Raw genomic sequence first — 19852 nt, 5'->3', positions numbered from 1 at the left:
AAATTTGCGCTGCACGAAATATCTTGATCATACACGAAAATGCACGATAGTATCAATTTCCTTTCCTGCTTGTGGAGTTGAGCACCATGATCGCTACCCAAGATCGGGTTCGCATTGTCGAAACCCGGGTACTGTCTGATGACTGGTATTTGCTGAAAAAAACCACCTTTGATTTTTTGCGTCGCGATGGCGTATGGCAGCGACAAAGCCGTGAAACCTACGACCGCGGCGATGGAGCCACCATTTTGCTGTTTAACCGGCAAAGGCGAAAGGTAGTGCTGACGCGTCAGTTCCGCTTCCCGGCGTTCGTCAATGGGCACGACGGCATGCTGATAGAGGCTGCCGCCGGGTTGCTGGACAATGCGTCGCCAGAAGAGCGCATCCGGGCTGAAGCGGAAGAAGAAACCGGCTATATCGTGCAAAACGTGCAAAAGGTGTTTGAAGCATACATGAGCCCCGGTTCGGTGACGGAGAAACTGCACTTTTTTGTCGGCGAATACCAGGCTGATGAGCGGGTCAGCGATGGCGGCGGGGTGGAGGCGGAAGGCGAAGATCTCGAAGTGATCGAACTGCCGTTGGCAGACGCACTGCGCGCTGTCAGACAGGGCACCATTGTCGATGCCAAAACTATCATGCTGCTGCAGTTTGTTGCCCTAAACCACACTCTGGAGAAGCGTTTATGAGCGCCCAACTGATCCTGATTGCCGGCCCGTACCGTAGCGGCACCGATGGCGATGCACAACGCATTGCCGACAACTTGCACCGGTTGGAGCAGGCCGCGCTGGCGGTCTATCAGCGTGGGCATGTGCCGGTGATCGGCGAATGGTTGGCGCTGCCCCTGGCGACGGCGGCCGGTTCCACCCAGTTGGGGGATGCGGTGAGTGAAGCGTTTCTCTATCCGGTGGCCCACCGACTGATAGCCCAGTGCCAGGCTATTTATCGCATCGAAGGGGCGTCGGCCGGCGCGGATAACGACGTGCGCCTGGCTAATGAGTGGGGAATGCCGGTGTATTATCGTCTGGATGATATCCCGCAGTTGACACCGTAAGAATGAAAAAAGGCAGGCTTTCGCCTGCCTTCCAGCCCCTCAGTTCAAACCTCGTCCAACACAAACTTCAACCCATTTATCAGCTTGTCCATGCCCGCCTCAAGCTTGCTGCGCGGGCAACCTACGTTCAGCCGCAGGAAGCCACGGCCTTCTTCGCCGTAGGTGAAACCGGGCATAATCGCTACCTTTTCGCGTTCGATCAGTATCTGCTGTAGCTGGCGATCGTCTATGCCCAGTGGACGCAGATCGATCCAGGCCAGATAGGTAGACTGCGGCGGCTGCCAGGCCAGGGCAGGAAAGGCCTGATTCAGCCGCTCGGCGACGTACGTCAGGTTGTCCTGCAGGTAATCACGCAGCGCATCCAACCAGGGTTCGCCGTGGCGATAAGCGGCAATATGCGCCGCCACTGCCAGCACCGCCGGGGAAGATAAGCCGTCGCGCGCTTTCAACTGCTGGAAATAAGCCTCGCGGCTGGCATCGTCACTGATAAAACCGTAGGCGCCGGTCAACGCCGGGATATTGAAGGTTTTCGAACCTGAAGTCAGCAGTGCCCAGGGCGTGGTGGCGACCTGACTCCACGGCGTGTGGCGGTTTTCCCCCCAGACCATATCCATGTGGATCTCATCGCTGATCACCCGTACGTCGTGGCGTTCGCACAGCTCAGCCATCTGCTGTAATTCTTCTACGCGCCATACCTTGCCGGTCGGGTTCTGCGGGCTGCACAGCAGCAGAATTTTGGTCTGTGGCCGTGCCAGCAAGGCTTCCAGGTGCGCCATATCGCACAGCCAGTCGTTACCCTGCTGATGCAGCGGGCAGGCCAACAGTTGGCGCTGATTACCGAGGATCACCTTATAAAAGGCGTCATAGGCCGGGGTATGGGTGACCACGTATTCACCCGGTGCCGACCACTGGCGAATCAGTTGCGCCACCATATAAATTACCGACGGGCCATACACGGCCATGTTGGTGTCGACGGGGGTCGCAAAGCGCTGTTGATACCAGTGGCGTACCGCACCGAGAAAATCTTCATGCTGCCAGCGGCTGTAACCCAGTACGCCATGCTGCAGGCGCTGTTGCAGCGCCTCGATAATGCAGGGGGCGGTGGCGAAATCCATATCGGAGATGGTAAAAGGCAATAAATCGTCATGGCCAAAGCGATCGGCAATGTAATCCCACTGCGTGCACCAGGTACCGTGCCGATCGACCGGGGTAGAAAAATCAAACATGAGACGCTCCCTGCAGGGCCGCAGCAGGTTGCGCGGCGGCTATCAGTGAGTCTAATTCATCTTTCACCGATTGCACCTGCGGGCCGATCACCACCTGCAGGTTATGCTCGTTAAGGTGCACCACGCCAATCGCGCGGTTGGCTTTAAGCGCGGCATCGTCCACTTTGCTCATATCATCAACGGACAAGCGTAAACGGGTGATGCAGTTATCCAAAGAGACGATGTTCTCGCTACCGCCCAGCGCCGCCAAGATTGCCGGCACGTTATAACCGGATTTGCCTACCGCACCGACAGGGGCGCTTTGGCTGCCGGCAGTCTCGCTTTCGCGGCCCGGCGTTTTGATATTAAAGCGCTGAATGGAGAAGCGGAAAATAGCGTAGTAGGCCGCGAACCAGATGGCGGCAACGATCGGCACCAGATACCACTTGGTGGCGGTACCGTGCAGGATGCCGAACACCACGAAGTCGATGATGTTGCCGTCGGTGTTGCCGATGGTTACACCCAGCAGCGCCATCACGGTGAAGCCCAGCCCGGTCAGGATGGCGTGAATGAAGTACAGGAAAGGCGCGACGAACAGGAACAGGAACTCGATCGGTTCGGTAGTCCCGCCGACCACGCAGGCCACGACGCCGGAGATCAGCAGGCCCTTAATCTTATGGCGGTTTTCCGGTTTGGCGCAGTGATACATTGCCAACGCCGCTCCCGGCAGACCGCCGAGGAATGCCGGCATTTTACCCTGTGACAGGAAGCGGGTGGCGCTTTCGGCAAAGCCGGTGGTGGTCGGGCAGGAGAGTTGAGCCTGGAAGATGGTCAGGGCGCCGCTGACGCTATGGCCGCATACGTCCAGCGTGCCGCCCGCCTCGGTAAAGCGAATTAGCGCCACCAGAATATGGTGCAGGCCGAACGGCAACAGCAGGCGTTCGCCGGTACCGAAAATCATCGGCCCAAAGGCACCGGCACCATTAATCACCCAGCCCAGCCCGTTGATGCCGGCGGCAAACCACGGCCAGATCAGAGGGATCACCAGCCCACACAGGCCCAGTACCAGGGTAGTGACGATCGGCACGAAGCGGGTGCCGCCAAAGAACGCCAGCGCATCCGGCAGTCGAATGGTATTAAAACGCTCATGCAGCAGGTAAACGATAATGCCGACGATCACCGCCCCCAGAATGCCGGTATCGATCGACTGAATGCCGAGGATGTTCTGGATATTATTGGCTTTCAGCACCAGCGGATCGGTGGTGGGCAAAATGCCGGCGGTGGTCAGATAGAAGTTGGTGGCCAGGTTCAGCACCGCAAAACCGACAAAGCCCGAGAACGCGGCGACACCTTTGTTTTCACGCGCCATGCCCAACGGAATGGCGATGGCAAACATCACCGGCAGGAAGCTGAAGGCGAATGAGCCAATCTTGCTCATCCAGGTGAACAACAACTGGAAGGCAGGGTGACCGATAAACGGCATCAGGGTGATGACGTCGCGGCTGCTTAGCGAACTGCCGATCCCCAGCATGATGCCGCAGAACGACAGCAGGGCGACGGGCAGCATGAATGTTTTGCCCAGGCTCTGGAAAAACTCCCAGAGCGTAATTTTTTGTTTTTTAGGTGCTGGCATAACCGGCGGCTCCTGGCGAAAAAGCGTGCAAAAATGGTGTGTACCCCTGTTAGGTAAAAATAAGATAAAACGTTTTACCTAGCAAAAATGCGCCGCTAATCACAATTTCAAAGCCTGCTTTGCGGTGAGAATGGAAGAGCCAGTAAAACGTTTTACTGATCAAACAGATTCGGTATACCATTTGCTCCAAGAGACATCCCCCTGGCTTGCTACCCTTGAGTGGCCAGGGACAGAATGCCCAGGATCGGGCTCGCCGAGGTCATGACCATCAAAAAGATCACCATCACTGATGTTGCGCAGCAGGCTGGCGTCTCCGTCACCACGGTTTCGCTGGTGCTGAGTGGCAAAGGGCGCATTTCATCGACCACCGTAACGCGGGTGAATCAGGCGATTGAAAGCCTGGGCTACGTGCGTAACCGTCAGGCGGCGACGCTGCGTGGCGGAGAGTCGGGCGTGATTGGGCTGATCCTGCGTGATATTTGCGAACCGTTTTATGCGGAAATGACCGCCGGGCTGAGTGAAGTGCTGGAGGAACACGGCAAAGTGCTGTTCCTGACCCAAAGCGGTCGTGATGGCAAAGGGCTGATGCGTTGTTTTGATACCCTGCTGGAGCACGGCGTCGACGGCATGGTGCTGGCGGGCGGCGTGCGTATGGCCGAGGGGCTGAAGGAAAAAGCCGCAGAGCAGGGGGTTCCGCTGGTCTGCGCGGCACGTTCCAACGGTTTGGACGGGGTAGACGTGGTGCGGCCGGACAATATGCAGGCCGCCAAACTGGCCACTGAATTTCTGATCAAACGCGGTCACAGCCAAATCGCCTATCTCGGCGGGCAAAGCAGCTCGTTGACCCGCGCCGAGCGCCTGGGGGGCTTTTGCGCCACGTTGGTACAGTACGGCCTGCCTTTTCGCACCGAATGGATTGTCGAGTGCGACTGTCAGCAACGGGCGGCGGCGGAAGCGGCAGAAAATCTGCTGCGCCAGTATCCGAACATCAGCGCACTGGTGTGCCACAAGGCGTCGGTGGCGCTGGGGGCTTATTTTGGCATCGTACGTAGCGGGCGCAGTATTGGCTCGGAAGGTGTGGATACCTATTACGGTCAGCAGGTGGCCCTGATCGGTTTTGGCGACGTTCCGGAAGCCGAACTGACCGAGCCGCCCTTGACGCTGGTTTCCAGTTCTGCGCGTGAAGTGGGCCGCAGCGCGGCCTCACGCTTGCTACAGCGGATTGCTGATACCGGGTTGCCGCCGCAAAACGTTATCCTGCCACCGATGTTGATTAAACGCGGTTCTGCCTGAATTTACGCCGACTCTTCATTGGCCTGTTGCTGTATCCAACCGACAAACACCTTCATCGCGGGTGTCATATCGCGTGATTTCAGGTGGGTGAGCCAGTAAGCACCAAGATTGGCTTCGGCGGCAAAGGGGCGCTGCAATACCCCCTCGCGTAATTCGCGAGCAAACATGCGGGCCGGTGCCAGGGCGACGCCGCCGCTGTGAATGGCACCTTCCACCATCAGCCGCGAAGAGTCGAATACCGGGCCGTTTATCCGCCATGGCGTGACCTGTGCCGCGGTGAACCAACGCTCCCATTCGTCTTTGCGATAGCTGCGCATCAGAAGTTCGTGTTGCAGATCCTGCGGCGTACGCAGGCGTTGGGCGATTTCCGGCGGGCACAGCACCGTCAGCGGGGCGTCAAACAATTTAAGGTTGTGGGTAGCGGGCCAGCGCCCTTCGCCGAAGCGGATAGCAAAATCCATTCCGTCGGCGGACAGGTTAATCAGGTTATTGTTGGTCAAGACACGCAGATCGATAAACGGATGCGATGCTCTGAAAGCCGCCAGACGCGGCATTAGCCACCCAACGGCAAAGGTACCGACCACCGCCACCGTCAGCACCTCATGGAAATGCCCGCCTTCGAACTGCTGCAGCACCGATTCAATGCGGTCGAAGGCGTCGGTCAATATCGGCAGCAACGCCTGTCCTTCTTCGGTAAGATCCAGACCACGCGGCAGCCGCCGGAACAGTTGAATACCCAACTGTTGTTCGAGCGTTCGCACCTGTTGGCTGACGGCGGCCTGGGTAACGCTCAGTTCCAATCCGGCGCGGGTAAAATTCAGGTGGCGGGCGGAGGATTCAAACGCCCGCAGAGCATTCAGAGGAAGTCGATTGCGCATAAGCTAAGCCATAAGTTTTTCTTTATGCTGGCTGAAATTATTATCGCTTGTCAATCTATGTCTAAACCCCGATATTTTGCGCAGCTGGTGCGGATATCACGCAGTCAGAAAAGGAATACCTTCATCAACCAGGGATGTCTTTGTGTCGAATGACAACAAAATCTTTTAGCCTCGGCCGATACCCTAAAACTCAAGAGCTTCATTATGACGAAAATAAATCGCTTGGCGGCAGCATTGTTCGCCGCACTGATCCTGCCGGCAGGCCATGCCGCCGATAAAGCCGACATTGACGCCATTATTCAGCCGCTGATGCAGAAATATGCCGTTCCAGGCATGGCAATTGCGGTATCGGTAGAGGGGAAACAGCAGTTTTATCACTATGGCGTGGCGTCCAGGCAGACCGGCAAACCAATCACCAACCAGACGCTGTTTGAAATTGGTTCATTGAGCAAAACCTTCACTGCGACCTTGGCGACCTACGCGGTCAGTGAAGGCAAAATGTCGTTTGCCGATCCGGCCAGTCGATATTTGCCGGCGTTGCGCGGCAGCGCCTTTGACCATGTCACCTTGTTGAATTTGGCGACCCACACCTCCGGTCTGCCGCTGTTTGTCCCGGACGACGTGACCAACGACGCGCAGTTGATGGCCTATTACCGACAATGGCAGCCGCCGCATGCGGTGGGCAGCTACCGCGTTTATTCCAACCTGGGCATCGGTATGCTGGGGATGATTACCGCCAAGAGCCTGAACCAGCCTTTTACTCAGGCGATGGAAAAACAGCTGCTGCCGGCTCTGGGGATGAATCACACTTATATTAAGGTGCCAGCCGAAGAAATGGCGAATTACGCCCAGGGTTACAATAAAAAAGACCAACCGGTGCGCGTCACGCCGGGGCCATTGGATGCCGAAGCCTACGGCATCAAGTCCAACGCCCAGGATCTGATCCGCTACCTCGACGCCAACATGCAGGTGGTCAAGGTCGGGGATCCGTGGCGCAAGGCGCTGGCGGCCACCCATACCGGTTATTACCGCACCGGGGTGTTTACTCAGGATCTGATGTGGGAAAGCTATGCGTATCCAGAGAAGTTGGCGACGCTGACGGAAGGCAACAATGCCGGAATGATCATGAACGGGGCGCCGGCCACGGCGATAACGCCGCCGAAGCAGGATCAGGGCGCGGCCTGGTACAACAAAACCGGTTCGACCGGCGGCTTCTCCACCTATGCGGTATTTATTCCATCGCAAAAAATTGCGGTGGTGATGCTGGCCAATAAATGGTTCCCGAACGATGACCGGGTTGCAGCCACTTACCGTATTGTTCAGGCGCTGGACAAACGCTGATACCAATAGGGGCGCTGCGGCGCCCCTGACTTCACTCGTTATAAATTAACGCCAGCCCTGCTGACCGCGACGCAAATAGGGTAAAATTGACAACAGCGCCAATACTGCCAATGCCATCCCGATCCACAACGCCGAACGCAAGCCATAACCGGAGGCGATCGCCATTCCCCCCAAATAAGAACCGCCACCTAAACCAATATTAATCACTGAGGTATGAACCGCATTAACCATAGGCCCTGGATGCGCCACGCTAACAATTCTCGCCATCATGGCAGGGTTCATTGGCACACCGGATAGGCCAATCAGTATTACCGCGCAAATGGCGATTAACGGGTATTCGGCAAATAACGCCATGCCGAACAACGACAGGCTGAGAATAGACAGCCCCACCACCATAATCGCCAGACTGTGGCGATAGGCCAAGCGCCCGGTGATCATGTTACCGACAATATTGGCCAGGCCGTAAAGCATCAAAATAAACGGCACGGCCTGCATGCTAAAGCCGCTGACGTCGACCAAAACGGGAACGAAATAGCTGAAGGCTGCGAAGCTGGCACCCAGAATTAAGCAGCTGGTGGTGCAGGCTTTCCAATAGGCCTTGTTTTTAAACGCCTTGATTTCCTCTGCCATTTTGAGCGTCCTGCCTGCGGCGATAGCGGGTAACAGGCGCACCAGCGCAAGCAAACAGATAAAGACCAACACGGCGACCAGACCGAAGGTGATGCGCCAGCCCCAGTGTTGATCGATGATAGTCGCAAGAGGTACGCCGAATACGTTAGAGACCATGAAACCGCCGATGACTATTGAAGCGGCGCGCGGGCGGTGTTGTATCGGAACCAGCGCCATGCTGGTCGCCAGCGAGAGGCTCAAACACCCAGCGCATAAAATGCCCGTCACAATTCGGATAGCAACCAGAATAGAATAGTCGGAAATAAAGGCACTCAAACCTTGTACCACCACATACAGAGCTAATAGCCACAATAAGGTGGTTCGGTAGGGGGCTTTAAATTTCAAGAAAAAATAGGTTAATACCGGACCACCCAACATCACGCCAAAGGCATAATAAGAAATTAAATGGCCAACTTCCCCGACGGTGATGCTAAAGGCCTCGGACAAAGTAGACATCATGCCCGCCACCATTAATTCTGCTGTGCCAATTGAAAAAATGGCCAACCCCAATATATACACTGCTAACGGCATAGCTTTACTGCTCTCCTGGATTTTGAATGATCGTTACAAAAATATTTAATACTCTGCGTGTGATTTTTTCTTTGTTTTATAAGTTGATTAACAGACCTGCGACGACGTCTTCGAGGGTGTTTCTATCTGAAATGTTTTTATTCAGCACGCGCAAACCGTAATAACCGGCTAAAAAGCCTCTGGCCATTTCAATCGCGGATGCTTTGCTACCGAGTTCTCCTGTTTGTTGGCCTTCGGTAAACACCGCGACCAGGGTTTGTTCTAAACGTTGCCGATATTCCTGATTCAGACTGGCGACCGCCTGGTCTTTGCTGCCTCGCTCCAGTGCTGAGAACAAGACCATGGCGTCATGTTGCTCGGGTTGCGAGAGATCTTCGGCAATTCCCCACAGCAGCAGGGTACGTAGTCGCTCCTTCACCAGGCCAGGCTGTGTGAGAATGGCTAATTGCGCCGACATGGTGTGTTCATGGCTGCGCAACAACGCTTGCTCGTACAGAGCTTGCTTGCTACCAAAGGCATTATATAGGCTTCCTCTCCCCAACCCGGTACCGTTGCATAAATCTTGCGCAGAGGTGCCTGCATAGCCATTGACGCTAAAAACGGCCACGGCGGCATCAATGACATCCTCATCTTCGAACTGTCTCGGACGACCTGGATAGATAGGTTTTTCAGCACTCATGGCGGGTTGGGGGGCTTTAAATGAGTTGAGGCCGTATAGTATTGATTGTGGAACGATCAGTCAAATAATTTCCCCTCGGTTATTTATCGAATAGCCTAAGAAGATATATCTGTATTTATCAGTTTGTTATGTCATTTTCTGTCACGGTGCTTCCAAGAAAGACTCAGGGGGCGCTAAGGCTTTTTTCGAAAGGAGACTGTTGCGCTCGTTTTTCGCGCATAAAATCAATAAACACGCGCAGCTTGAGCGGCATGTGCCGACTGGCGGGAAAATAGAGGAAAAATCCGGGAGCATCGCTGCCGTAATCGGCCAGAACTTCCACCAGTTGCCCACTGGTCAGTTCACGGTGTACCGTGCCGATAAACCGCTGGGTGATGCCCAATCCCGCCAGCGCGGCATCTTTAATCAATCTGTCTTCGTTAAATATCAGGCTGCCGCCGACCTCCAGCGTCAGCTGCGCGCCATCCTGCTTGAAGTACCAGGGTTCGAATTTACCGCTGCCGGGAAAGCGGTAACGCAGACAGTCGTGATCGCTCAGCGCTTGCGGTGTTTGCGGCGTGCCGTGCTGCGCCAAATAGCCGGGGGCGGCGATCACCACCCGTTTCTGACCGTTGTCGATGGGGACCGCAATCATGTCTTTTTGCAGCATGGCGTGCATGCGGATACCGGCATCAAAGCTGTCCAGCACCAGATCGGAGAAATGGTCGTCGGTAAACAGCTCAAGCTGGATCTCGGGGTAACGCGCCTGAAACTCGGCCAAATGCGGGATAACCAGCAGCGAAGCCGCCAACTGTGGCAGAGTGATGCGTAACAGCCCGGAAGGGCGGCCGCGCAAAGTTCGCAGATCTTCGGCCGCCACGTCAATCTGACCCATAGCCGGAGCCACCCGTTGATAAAACAAGCGGCCTTCATCGCTTAGCCGCACGGAGCGGCTGGTGCGGTTGAACAACCGTACGCCCAGGCGGGTTTCCAACGCCTGAATGTTTTGCGAGACAGCCGGAGGCGTGACGCCCAATTGATTGGCTGCCTGAGTAAAACTGCCCAATCGGGCGACGGCCTCGAAAAACGGCAGCAGCTGCAACAGTGAGCTCATCTATCAGTAATTCCTGCTTAATGATCCGTTAAGAAATGTGGCATTTAATTTTATAATAATCGCTTTAGACTGATTTCATCATCCTCAGAGAGCAACAAAACATGTCGATAGCGGATCAGTCATTAGCAAAAAGAGTGCAGGGCGTTAGCCAACAGGCGATTGATGAAGGGCGTATCGTTGGCAGCGTGGTGCTGGTCGCTAGGCACGGTCGCGTGGTTTACGCCAATGCCAGCGGCTATGCCGATCGTGAACAGAAGAAGCCTATGAGGCGTGAGACCCAATTTCGGCTGTCGTCGGTGTCCAAGCCTTATATTACGCTGGCGGCCATGCGTATGATCGAACAGCAGAAGCTGGGGCTGGATGATACCGTCAGCCGTTGGTTGCCGTGGTTTACCCCGGTGCTGGCCGATGGGGTTCGCCCGCCAATTAAAATCCGTCACTTGTTGAGCCACACTGCCGGCCTGGATTATCGTTTGAGCCAACCTGCGGAAGGACCGTATCATCGACTCGGTATTAAAGACGGTATGGAACTGTCGTCGTTAACGCTGGAACAGAATCTGCGCCTGTTGGCGCAGGCGGATCTGTTGGCCGAGCCGGGCAGCGAGTTTCGATATTCACTGGCAATCGATGTGCTGGGGGCGGTGCTGGAACAGGTGGCGGGCGAGCCCTTGCCGCAGGTGTTCAACCATTGGGTTGCCCAACCTTTGGGGTTGCGTAATACCGGTTTTTACACCACCGATGTCGATAATCTGGCAACGGCGTATCACGACACCGCCGCGGAGCCGGAACCTATACGAGATGGCATGTTGCTGACCCTGCCGGAAGGGTTCGGCTTCGAGATTGAACTGGCACCCTCGCGCGCACTGGACGCTCAGGCCTATCCTTCTGGCGGCGCTGGCATGGTTGGCGATGCAGACGACGTGTTGCAGTTGGTGGAAACCTTGCGCACTGGCAAGGAAGGCATTTTACAGCCGGCCACCGCAGCGCTGATGCGTCAAGCGCATGTCGGGTCGCACGCCGAGACTCAGGGGCCCGGCTGGGGGTTTGGTTTCGGCGGTGCGGTACTGGAAGATGCGCAGTTGGCGGCGACGCCTCAGCACAATGGCACTCTGCAGTGGGGCGGTGTCTATGGCCACAGTTGGTTTTACGATCCGCAAGCGGCGATCAGCGTGGTAGCCTTGACCAATACGGCCTTTGAAGGCATGAGTGGACGTTATCCACTGCAAATCCGCGATGCTGTTTACGGGACAAACGAACCTACTCGCTAAGCATCTCCTGCTTAACCCTATGAAGGAAGGCTGCGGTTTCGGCGCGGCTGATCGCGTATAAACCGATATTGCCTGACCAATGCGCCACTGTCGATGATGACGATTAACGCCAGGCAGGAAAGAAAGGCAAAGCAGGAAATAGCGGACGGGGATAAAAAAGAGGCCCGAATCGTCTGGCCCCTTGAGCGTGAATTAGCTTTTACTGTGCAGGGGCGGGTACCGCGTCCTGTGCCGGTGCACCATCTTCGACTGGTGCGCCAAACTGGCCAAACATACCGATGAATTCCTGCAGCGACATTTTGTTGCCGTTCAGATCAACCTGGTTATCGGCGTAGTGAAAGCGACTGCCGATCACACCCTCTTTCAGGGTGGTCAGTTTAAATATTTGGCCCATGGTCGCCAACCCTTGCACCTGTTGTTGCGCCAGTTTCTGCGACTCTTCGGCACTGTAGCCTTGCGATAATGTCAATTGCGCCGCGGTTTCCGTCGCCATTGCTACCGGAATGCTTAGGTTTAAGTCGAATCTTTTTACCGTGCGGGTAATCAACTTCTCCATCGATGTTGCCGGCGAACCGGCCTGCGCCGGATCGGTCAGATCCAGATCCAGATTCAGTGTAAAGGTGCTTTCACCCTTGCTGTTTTTCCAGCTTAGCGGTGCAATGCTAATCGACGGATTGCCCTTCCACAGCAGCGGCAGGTTTTGCAGCAGGATGTCGGTTCTCTGCTGTTGATAAGCAGTCGGATCCATAGTTTGCGCCTGTTGCAACATGGTCATCGCCTGCTGGTTGTAACGGTCGACGAACTCTTTCAGTGATTTGGCATCCAGTTTGTCGATTTTCACCGACAGTTTGCCGGAGCCAAAGTCGCTGTTCTTAACCTTCAGCGTATCCATGCTGTAATCAACTTGACCTTTCAGGTTGCCGTCCTTTTCATCTAACTGGCTCGCCAACTTAAAACCGCCCAGCAACAGGGTGTCTTTACCGTCAACAGCAACCTTAATCTGTTTCAACATCAGGTTTAGGTTGCCCAGGCTGATATCGAACTGCCCGGTATGGGTCTGGCTTTTTAGCGTAGTGCCCAGGAATTGAGTCTCAGTGGCCTGACCCAGTTGGTTCGGGCCACGGATTATCACGCTGCCACTGTTGGCGTCCAGGGTGATGGCTTTCATGTCGCGGGATATATCGGCGTTGATGGTCGCGCCAGCGAAAATCAACGCCGACTTGTCTTTTTGGTAATCCAGCGGGATCACATCAATGGTGGAGGAGATATCGCCACTGTAAGAAATACGCGACTCCGCGGTGAACAGCGACTTGCCTTTGGTGATATCAAACAGGCCATTGGTCGCCGGGGTGTTTTCCAGTTCGGTATGCACCGATGCCATGCTTGGCAGCAGGTTTAATTTCTTCAACTGAGTAAACGGGAAGGGACCATGGTCGATAGTTTCCTGGAATGCCACTTCGTCACCCGTTTTCAGCGGAGCGTCATCGGGGTGGAGTACATAACGAATTTTACTGCTGAAAATACCGCGCTGGTAATTTTCGTAATCTAGTTTAATACCGGCTTTCGGCAGGTAGGTTTTCAGCTGGCTGTTGGCGTTATCAACCACTTCACCCATCCGCTGTTCGATCAGTTTGCCGGTGTACCAGGAGGCCCCGGTCCATGCTGCGCCAAGAACCACAATAGTACTTAACGCGACTAGCGATTTTTTCATGGTTTTATTCATCCTTAAATTAAATTGAGCCATCTGTTCCAAACAGATATATAGGCAAGTCGGGGCCAACAAAGAATGCCCACAACCTTTTAATTGTGTGCGTAGCCCACTCTTTCAGCAATCAATTTTCGTTGGACTGGCGAGAGGGAATATCAACAGATGATAAACAACCGTGATTTAATCAGTGCGGCTTAACCGTCAATACGTGGGTTAATTGCTGAATAGCATGCACTGAAGGTTGCAATTGCCCGCGGTAGTATATTTGACGAGCGCAGCGCGAAAAATAAAAGTAATGAATCGAGGTAAGCATGGGGAAATAAAAAGGGGCTCGGCAAGCCGAACCCCTGGGTGTAAATTTGCGTTTATTGTGCCGGTGCGCTGTCTTCCGCCGGGGCGCCCAACAGGCCGAACATACCGATGAATTCCTGCAGCGACATTTTGTTGCCGTTCAGATCAACCTGGTTATCAGCGTAGTGGAAGCTACTGCCGATCACACCCTCTTTCAGGGTGGTCAGTTTGAACATCTGGCCCATGGCTGCTAACCCTTGCACCTGTTGTTCCGCCAGTTTTTGCGACTCTTCGGCACTGTAGCCTTGCAGTAAGGCCGTTTGGGAAGTGGTTTCCGTCGCCATCGCTACCGGAATACTCAGGTTGGCGTCGATCTTTTTCACCGAGCGAGCAATCAACTGGTCCGGAGATTCTGCCGGGGAGCCGGCCTGCGCTGGATCGGTCAGATCCAGATTCAACGTAAAGGTGCTTTCACCCTTGCTGTTTTTCCAGCTCAGTGGCGCGATGCTGATGGACGGATTGCCCTTCAACAGCAGCGGCAGGTTCTGCAGCAAGATGTCGGTGGTCTGCTGTTGGTAAGCCACCGGATCCATAGTTTGCGCCTGTTGCAGCATGGCCATCGCCTGCTGGTTGTAACGGTCGGCGAACTCTTTCAGTGATTTGGCATCCAGTTTGTCGATTTTCAGCAACAGCTTGCCGGAGCCGAAGTCGCTGTTCTGCACCTTCAGCGAATCGATGGTGTAATCAATTTGACCGTTCAGGTTACTGTCTTTTTCGCCAAATTGGCTCGCCAGCTTAAAGCCGTCCAACAACAGGGTGTCTTTACCGTCAACGGCAACCTTAATCTGTTTCAACACCAGGTTCTGATTACCCAGGCTGAGATCGAACTGCCCGGCATGGGTCTGGCTCTTCAGTGATACACCCAGCAACTGAACCTGTTCGGTCTGACCAAACTGGTTCGGGCCGCTGATCACCGCGCTGTCGCTGTTGGCGTCCAGGGTGATGGCTTTCATGTCGCGTGACACATCGGCATTAATGGTCGCACCGCCGAATTTCAGCCCCGACTTGTCTTTTTGATAATCCAGCGGGATCACGTCAATGGCGGAGGAGGTGTCGCCACTGTAGGAAATACGCGACTCCGCCGTAAACAGCGACTTGCCCTTGGTGATATCAAACAGGCCTTTGGTCGCCGGGGTGTTTTCCAGTTCGGTATGCACTGACGCCATGCTTGGCAGCAGGTTGAATTTTTTCAATTGAGCAAACGGGAACGGACCATGGTCGATGGTTTCCTGGAACGCCACTTCGTCACCCGGCTTCAGTGGAGCGTCGTCGGTAGTGACGCTGCCGTCGGCGCGCAGCACATAGCGAATTTTACTGCTGAAAATACCGCGTTGGTAATTTTCATAACCCAGTTTAACGCCGGCTTTCGGCAGATAGGCTTTCAGCTGGCTGTTGGCGTTATCAACCACTTCACCCATCCGTTGTTCGATCAGTTTGCCGGTGTACCAGGAAGCCCCGGTCCATGCCGCGCCAAGAACCACAATGACGCTAACAGCGACTAACGATTTTTTCATAGTTCTGTTCATCCTTATTAAGCCATCTGTCTCTCGCAGATGGATGGGCAAATTTGGGCCAACAAAAAAACGCCCGCAGGCGTTTAATTGTGAAGGTAAGCTACTCTTTCAGCAACTAATTTGCGGAAATTTACCGAGTGTTTACGCCAACAGATTATAAACACGCGCGATTCGACCGGTACCGCTAACGCTGACCGGCGATTCGAAAGCGCCGATAAAGCAGGATTCACCGGGCTTAAGCACCAGTTGCTGATCCTGTTTACTCAGTACTGCTTCACCCTCAACGCAGAAAACAATTGCCGCGCTATCTTGCGCCAATGCTTGTGGAGCGGCGGAAAGATCGTGCAGCGAGAAGGCGAAGTCCTCTACCGGGATCGGGAAGAACAGTTCGTCACCGCGCTTTTGCGGCTGGGTCAGCAGCCCTGAGGCTGGTTGCGGGCGGAACTGCAGGTTGGCCAGCAGTTCTGGGATATCGATGAATTTTGGCGTCAGACCGGCGCGCAGCACGTTGTCCGAGTTGGCCATCACTTCCAGCGCCACCCCTTTCAGGTAAGCGTGTGGTGTTTCGGCATACAGGAACATCGCTTCGCCAGGTTGCAACTGCACCACGTTCAGCAGCAGCGGCGAGAACAGACCGCTGTCATCCGGATAGAAACCGGCAATGAAGCGCACCGTGTCCCAGGTTTCCCCCTGTTGGTTATTCAGCGCGGCTTTCAACACCCCCAGCGACAGCGATTTCTGCTCGCCGCTCATCGCCAGCAGGCTGGCAAACAGAGCGGACAGATGGCTGACATCCGGTTGCTGCAGGAAGGCGGCGATATCGTGGTGTGCACCGGCGATCGGCTGCAGCAGGGAAACAATGTCGGACAGTTCGCGGAAGCCATTCATCGCCAGGAAAGGCGTCAGGGCAAATACAAGTTCCGGCTTATGATTGGGATCCTTGTAATTACGCTCGGCAGCATCCAACGGAATGCCGGCCGCGTTCTCTTTGGCGAAGCCCGCTACGGCGGCGGATTTGCTTGGATGCACCTGAATCGACAACGGCTGATCGGCGCACAGCACTTTGAACAAGAACGGCAGCTCGCCGAAACGACGTGCGACTTCGGCACCCAGCTGCTTAGGCTGATCTTCATCAATAACATCGCGCAGCGGGCGCAAATTACCGTCGGTACCGGCTACGCGAGAGCTGCTCTTCGGGTGAGCCCCCATCCACAGTTCCGCCATCGGCAGTCCTTGTGGGTTGGCAATGCCATACAGCTGGGTTAACGCGTCGTGGCTGCCCCATGCATAGTTTTGCACTGCGTTGGTCATTTTTTGCATTTTGATAAACGTCCTTTGCATTCGCCGCCAGGTGACGGTAATTGGCTGACTGTAAAACAAACAAATTTGGTGCGTCTTATCCTACACCCGAAAGAGGGTGACAAAATGGTGCGCGATCAAACAAGTGGCGCAGTGGTCGGCGGTATAAGGTATTCGCGCCGGGCCGCAGCTCAGGGTGGGTAAAGTATAACGAGATAACGACCTCTGTCACCCTCCAGATATCATTGAACATTGGCCTGAACGGCTTAAAAAACGCCATTTTCGTTTGTGGGCAAGTTGACGGTGGCAATAACAAAATTTCAGACGGCGTGAGCGCAAAAATAAATGTTATTTTTGGCTTTATTTGTTCGTTATATTTCAAGCTGTGTTTTTTGACGCAAATTATTACCTGCTGAATATCTCTATCACCATAATGACTCCGTTTAAATTGCCAACCACACAAATGGCTTAAATTAACCTGTAGCACCGCTATACAGTGCAGGCCAATAAAATGATTCTCCGATTATTCCTAACGCCGAGGCGCTAATGAAAAAAATTTTGCTGGTTCTGCTGATGTGTACTTCCGGTGCCAATGCGGCCGTGGTGGTGACCCATGCTTACGGCTACGGTGTCCGCCCGGTTGTCGTCGCACCTCGCCCGGTGGTAGTCGTACCTCGCCCGGTGGTAGTCGTACCGCGCCCGGTGGTTGTTGCGCCGGCTCCGGTGGTGGTGACAACGGCGCCCGTAGTAACTTCAGCACCGGTCGCCCACCCGGTTGCCGCCGCGGTCGGTGCGGTGGGGGTGGGCGTTTACCGCCATAATGAACGTCAGGATGCCTACGATGAAATCAATCATCTGCAGGACCAAAGAATTAATGCTTATAATCAACATCACCATTAATTCCCTCGTGAGAAATTAATAAAGAGAGCGCCAGACGGCGCTTTTTCTATTGTTAATATTCAATTGGTCGATGAAAAAGGCAAGGACGTGTTGCCAGAAAATAAAACCCGCACAATAACCATGACAATGGAGGAAAAATGCTGTGAGGCAACTCTCTTAATGCGAATAGTTATTATGTCACTATACTGGATGGGTGTGCCGGCGGCCTCGCGCGCGCTGGCGTAATCGTACATTTTTAGGAATTGTACTAAGGAGATAGTGATGGCAGCCGTTCGTATTGAAAAAGACTCTATGGGACCCATCGAAGTGCCGGCCGACCGGCTATGGGGCGCACAAACGCAGCGTTCCCTGGAGCACTTCCGCATTTCTTCCGAAAAGATGCCGACCGCGTTGATTCATGCGCTGGCATTGACCAAACGCGCCGCTGCCAGCGTCAACATGGACCTGGGGCTGCTGCCTGCGGAGCGGGCCAACGCCATTATCAGCGCCGCCGATGAAGTGCTGGCGGACCAGCATACGAACGAGTTCCCGCTGTCTATCTGGCAAACCGGCTCCGGTACCCAGACCAACATGAATATGAATGAAGTGCTGGCCAACCGCGCCAGCGAGCTATTGGGTGGCGTGCGTGGGGAAGAGCGGCGAGTCCATCCGAACGACGACGTTAACAAGAGCCAAAGTTCCAACGACGTGTTTCCGACTGCGATGCACGTGGCGGCGGTGATCGCCGTGCGCGAACACCTGATCCCCGAGCTGAAAGTACTGCATAAAACGCTGAGCGACAAAGCGGAAGCCTATCGCGATATCGTCAAAATTGGCCGCACCCATTTACAGGATGCCACGCCGCTGACGCTGGGGCAGGAGATTTCCGGCTGGGCGGCGATGTTGGCGCACAACCTGCAGCATATTGAAGCCAGCATTCCACATATTTGCGAACTGGCGCTGGGCGGCACCGCTGTGGGCACCGGTTTGAATACTCATCCGGAATACGCGGTTCGCGTAGCCAAGGCTTTGGCTGATCTGACCCGGCAGCCGTTTGTCACCGCCCCTAACAAATTTGAAGCGCTGGCTACCTGCGATGCACTGGTGCACGGCCACGGCGCGTTGAAAGGGCTGGCGGCTTCGCTGATGAAAATTGCCAATGACGTGCGCTGGCTATCTTCTGGCCCACGTTGCGGCATTGGCGAGATCGCGATCCCCGAAAACGAGCCGGGCAGTTCCATTATGCCGGGCAAGGTCAACCCAACCCAGTGTGAAGCGATGACCATGCTGTGTGCTCAGGTGCTGGGTAATGATGTGGCGGTCAATATTGGTGGCGCCTCCGGTAACTTTGAGCTAAACGTGTTCCGGCCTATGGTGATCCACAACTATCTGCAGTCGATCCGCCTGCTGGCTGACGGCATGCAGGGCTTTAATGAGCATTGTGCTGTGGGCATTGAACCTAATCGCGATCGTATCAGCCAGTTGCTGAATGAGTCGCTGATGCTGGTTACCGCGCTGAACACGCATATCGGCTATGACAAGGCGGCCGAAATTGCCAAGAAAGCGCATAAGGAAGGCCTGACGCTGAAAGCCTCCGCGCTGAAGCTGGGCTACCTGACCGAAGAGCAGTTCGACCTGTGGGTACGTCCGGAAGACATGGTTGGCAGTATGAAGAAGTAATTGATTGCTCGGCTTGTAAAAGGCTTACTGAGGTAAGCCTTTTTTATGGAGAAAATGCATGTCACGCACCGAGCGTCTACTCGATCTGATGCAAATACTGCGACGGCATCGCTACCCGGTCGCCGGCCACGCGTTGGCGCAGGAAATGAATATCAGCATGCGCACGCTGTACCGCGATATTGCCACCTTGCAGCAGCAGGGAGCCGAGATTGTTGGGGAGGCGGGCGTGGGATATGTGCTGCGGCCGGGGTTTATGCTGCCGCCGATGATGTTCTCACAGCAGGAAATTGAAGCACTGGTGTTGGGCATGCGCTGGGTAGGCCGCCGGGGTGACAGTCAGTTAGCCGAAGCGGCCAATAATGCCCTGGTAAAAATTGCCGACGTGCTGCCTGCAGCATTACGCGACGAGCTAGAGGCCAGCACGTTATTGATTGGTCCCTTGGATTTGATCAAGGTGGCGGACGAAACCCTGGTGTTGATCCGCGAAGTCATTCGCCAGGAACGCAAGCTCGAGGTGCATTACTGCGATAACGACGGCAATGAAAGCGAGCGTATCCTCTGGCCTTTTGCCCTCGGTTATTTTGAGCAGGCGAGGATGCTGGTGGCCTGGTGCGAACTGCGTCAGTCATTCCGCCATTTTCGTCTCGATCGTATCCGGCTGGCTACGCCGCTGGCGCAACGCTATCCACGGGGGCGCCGCCTGCTGATGAAAGAGTGGCATCAATCGCAGGGCATCCCTACGCAGTAATCCCACGCTGCTGCCAAAAACTGTCAGTAGGGGCG

17 protein-coding genes are annotated in these 19852 nt (G+C 55.0%); 8 read left to right on the top strand and 9 right to left on the bottom strand.

All coding sequences use genetic code 11. The features are described 5' to 3' along the window. Positions 1 to 86: 86 nt before the first annotated feature. Both AC1RKC_RS02325 and AC1RKC_RS02320 read left to right on the top strand, forming a co-directional pair. Positions 87 to 683, top strand: coding sequence for an NUDIX domain-containing protein (locus tag AC1RKC_RS02325; RefSeq protein WP_493092163.1), 597 nt, complete (start codon positions 87 to 89; stop codon positions 681 to 683). Next, positions 680 to 1048: an NUDIX hydrolase gene (locus AC1RKC_RS02320; RefSeq protein ID WP_116690558.1), complete on the top strand. Its 369-nt coding sequence runs from the start codon at positions 680 to 682 to the stop codon at positions 1046 to 1048. The genes AC1RKC_RS02325 and AC1RKC_RS02320 overlap by 4 nt, the downstream gene beginning before the upstream one ends. Before the next feature lie 44 nt (positions 1049 to 1092). On the opposite strand, the gene AC1RKC_RS02315 is transcribed toward AC1RKC_RS02320, so the two are convergent. Both AC1RKC_RS02315 and malX read right to left on the bottom strand, forming a co-directional pair. Beyond that, complete coding sequence (locus tag AC1RKC_RS02315) at positions 1093 to 2274, bottom strand: MalY/PatB family protein (RefSeq protein WP_493092164.1); 1182 nt, start codon at positions 2272 to 2274, stop codon at positions 1093 to 1095. Further along, positions 2267 to 3886 (bottom strand): maltose/glucose-specific PTS transporter subunit IIBC, encoded by a 1620-nt coding sequence (malX, locus tag AC1RKC_RS02310; RefSeq protein WP_048760927.1) that lies wholly within the window; start codon positions 3884 to 3886, stop codon positions 2267 to 2269. The genes AC1RKC_RS02315 and malX overlap by 8 nt, the downstream gene beginning before the upstream one ends. A 261-nt stretch (positions 3887 to 4147) precedes the next feature. On the opposite strand from malX, the gene AC1RKC_RS02305 reads away from it, so the two are divergent. Continuing rightward, positions 4148 to 5179: a Mal regulon transcriptional regulator MalI gene (locus AC1RKC_RS02305; protein WP_046373658.1), complete on the top strand. Its 1032-nt coding sequence runs from the start codon at positions 4148 to 4150 to the stop codon at positions 5177 to 5179. A gap of 2 nt (positions 5180 to 5181) precedes the next feature. On the opposite strand, the gene AC1RKC_RS02300 is transcribed toward AC1RKC_RS02305, so the two are convergent. Beyond that, on the bottom strand, positions 5182 to 6057 hold the full coding sequence (locus AC1RKC_RS02300) for a LysR family transcriptional regulator (protein ID WP_115058910.1): 876 nt from the start codon (positions 6055 to 6057) through the stop codon (positions 5182 to 5184). Positions 6058 to 6261: 204 nt separating this feature from the next. Between AC1RKC_RS02300 and ampC the strand changes: the two genes are divergently transcribed. Beyond that, positions 6262 to 7398: a cephalosporin-hydrolyzing class C beta-lactamase gene (gene ampC, locus AC1RKC_RS02295; protein ID WP_234530131.1), complete on the top strand. Its 1137-nt coding sequence runs from the start codon at positions 6262 to 6264 to the stop codon at positions 7396 to 7398. Positions 7399 to 7443: 45 nt separating this feature from the next. Here ampC and AC1RKC_RS02290 read toward each other — a convergent pair whose 3' ends face one another. From AC1RKC_RS02290 to AC1RKC_RS02280, 3 genes are all read right to left on the bottom strand, one after another. Continuing rightward, a complete protein-coding gene (locus AC1RKC_RS02290; RefSeq protein WP_122079189.1) occupies positions 7444 to 8598 on the bottom strand; it encodes an MFS transporter in 1155 nt (384 codons plus the stop codon). Positions 8599 to 8674: 76 nt separating this feature from the next. Beyond that, a complete protein-coding gene (locus AC1RKC_RS02285; protein ID WP_020826743.1) occupies positions 8675 to 9277 on the bottom strand; it encodes a TetR/AcrR family transcriptional regulator in 603 nt (200 codons plus the stop codon). A gap of 163 nt (positions 9278 to 9440) precedes the next feature. Continuing rightward, positions 9441 to 10370, bottom strand: a complete 930-nt coding sequence (locus AC1RKC_RS02280; protein ID WP_493092165.1) for a LysR family transcriptional regulator — start codon at positions 10368 to 10370, stop codon at positions 9441 to 9443. A gap of 101 nt (positions 10371 to 10471) precedes the next feature. Here AC1RKC_RS02280 and AC1RKC_RS02275 point away from each other — a divergent pair, with 101 nt between their 5' ends. After that, positions 10472 to 11638 (top strand): serine hydrolase domain-containing protein, encoded by a 1167-nt coding sequence (locus tag AC1RKC_RS02275; protein WP_493092166.1) that lies wholly within the window; start codon positions 10472 to 10474, stop codon positions 11636 to 11638. Positions 11639 to 11837: 199 nt separating this feature from the next. On the opposite strand, the gene AC1RKC_RS02270 is transcribed toward AC1RKC_RS02275, so the two are convergent. The 3 genes from AC1RKC_RS02270 to manA form a co-directional block, all read right to left on the bottom strand. Further along, positions 11838 to 13349 (bottom strand): YdgA family protein, encoded by a 1512-nt coding sequence (locus AC1RKC_RS02270; RefSeq protein ID WP_493092167.1) that lies wholly within the window; start codon positions 13347 to 13349, stop codon positions 11838 to 11840. 362 nt (positions 13350 to 13711) lie between these two features. After that, positions 13712 to 15211 (bottom strand): YdgA family protein, encoded by a 1500-nt coding sequence (locus AC1RKC_RS02265; RefSeq protein WP_493092168.1) that lies wholly within the window; start codon positions 15209 to 15211, stop codon positions 13712 to 13714. 141 nt (positions 15212 to 15352) lie between these two features. Further along, on the bottom strand, positions 15353 to 16531 hold the full coding sequence (gene manA, locus AC1RKC_RS02260; protein ID WP_308531310.1) for a mannose-6-phosphate isomerase: 1179 nt from the start codon (positions 16529 to 16531) through the stop codon (positions 15353 to 15355). Between the two features lie 525 nt (positions 16532 to 17056). Between manA and AC1RKC_RS02255 the strand changes: the two genes are divergently transcribed. The 3 genes from AC1RKC_RS02255 to AC1RKC_RS02245 all read left to right on the top strand — a co-directional run bounded on the left by AC1RKC_RS02255 (position 17057) and on the right by AC1RKC_RS02245 (position 19817). After that, positions 17057 to 17410 carry a hypothetical protein gene (locus tag AC1RKC_RS02255; protein WP_493092169.1) on the top strand — a complete coding sequence of 118 codons (354 nt, stop codon included), beginning with the start codon at positions 17057 to 17059 and terminating at the stop codon, positions 17408 to 17410. Between the two features lie 261 nt (positions 17411 to 17671). Then, positions 17672 to 19069 carry a class II fumarate hydratase gene (fumC, locus tag AC1RKC_RS02250; protein WP_116690548.1) on the top strand — a complete coding sequence of 466 codons (1398 nt, stop codon included), beginning with the start codon at positions 17672 to 17674 and terminating at the stop codon, positions 19067 to 19069. Positions 19070 to 19127: 58 nt separating this feature from the next. Next, entirely contained in the window at positions 19128 to 19817 is a 690-nt protein-coding gene (locus AC1RKC_RS02245) for a helix-turn-helix transcriptional regulator (protein WP_187962821.1), read from the top strand. Positions 19818 to 19852: the final 35 nt, after the last annotated feature.

Source organism: Serratia sp. GW822-FHT06E05, assembly GCF_058799445.1.
The sequence above is the reverse complement of the archived record's forward strand: the minus strand, read 5'-3'. Positions and strand labels throughout refer to the sequence as shown.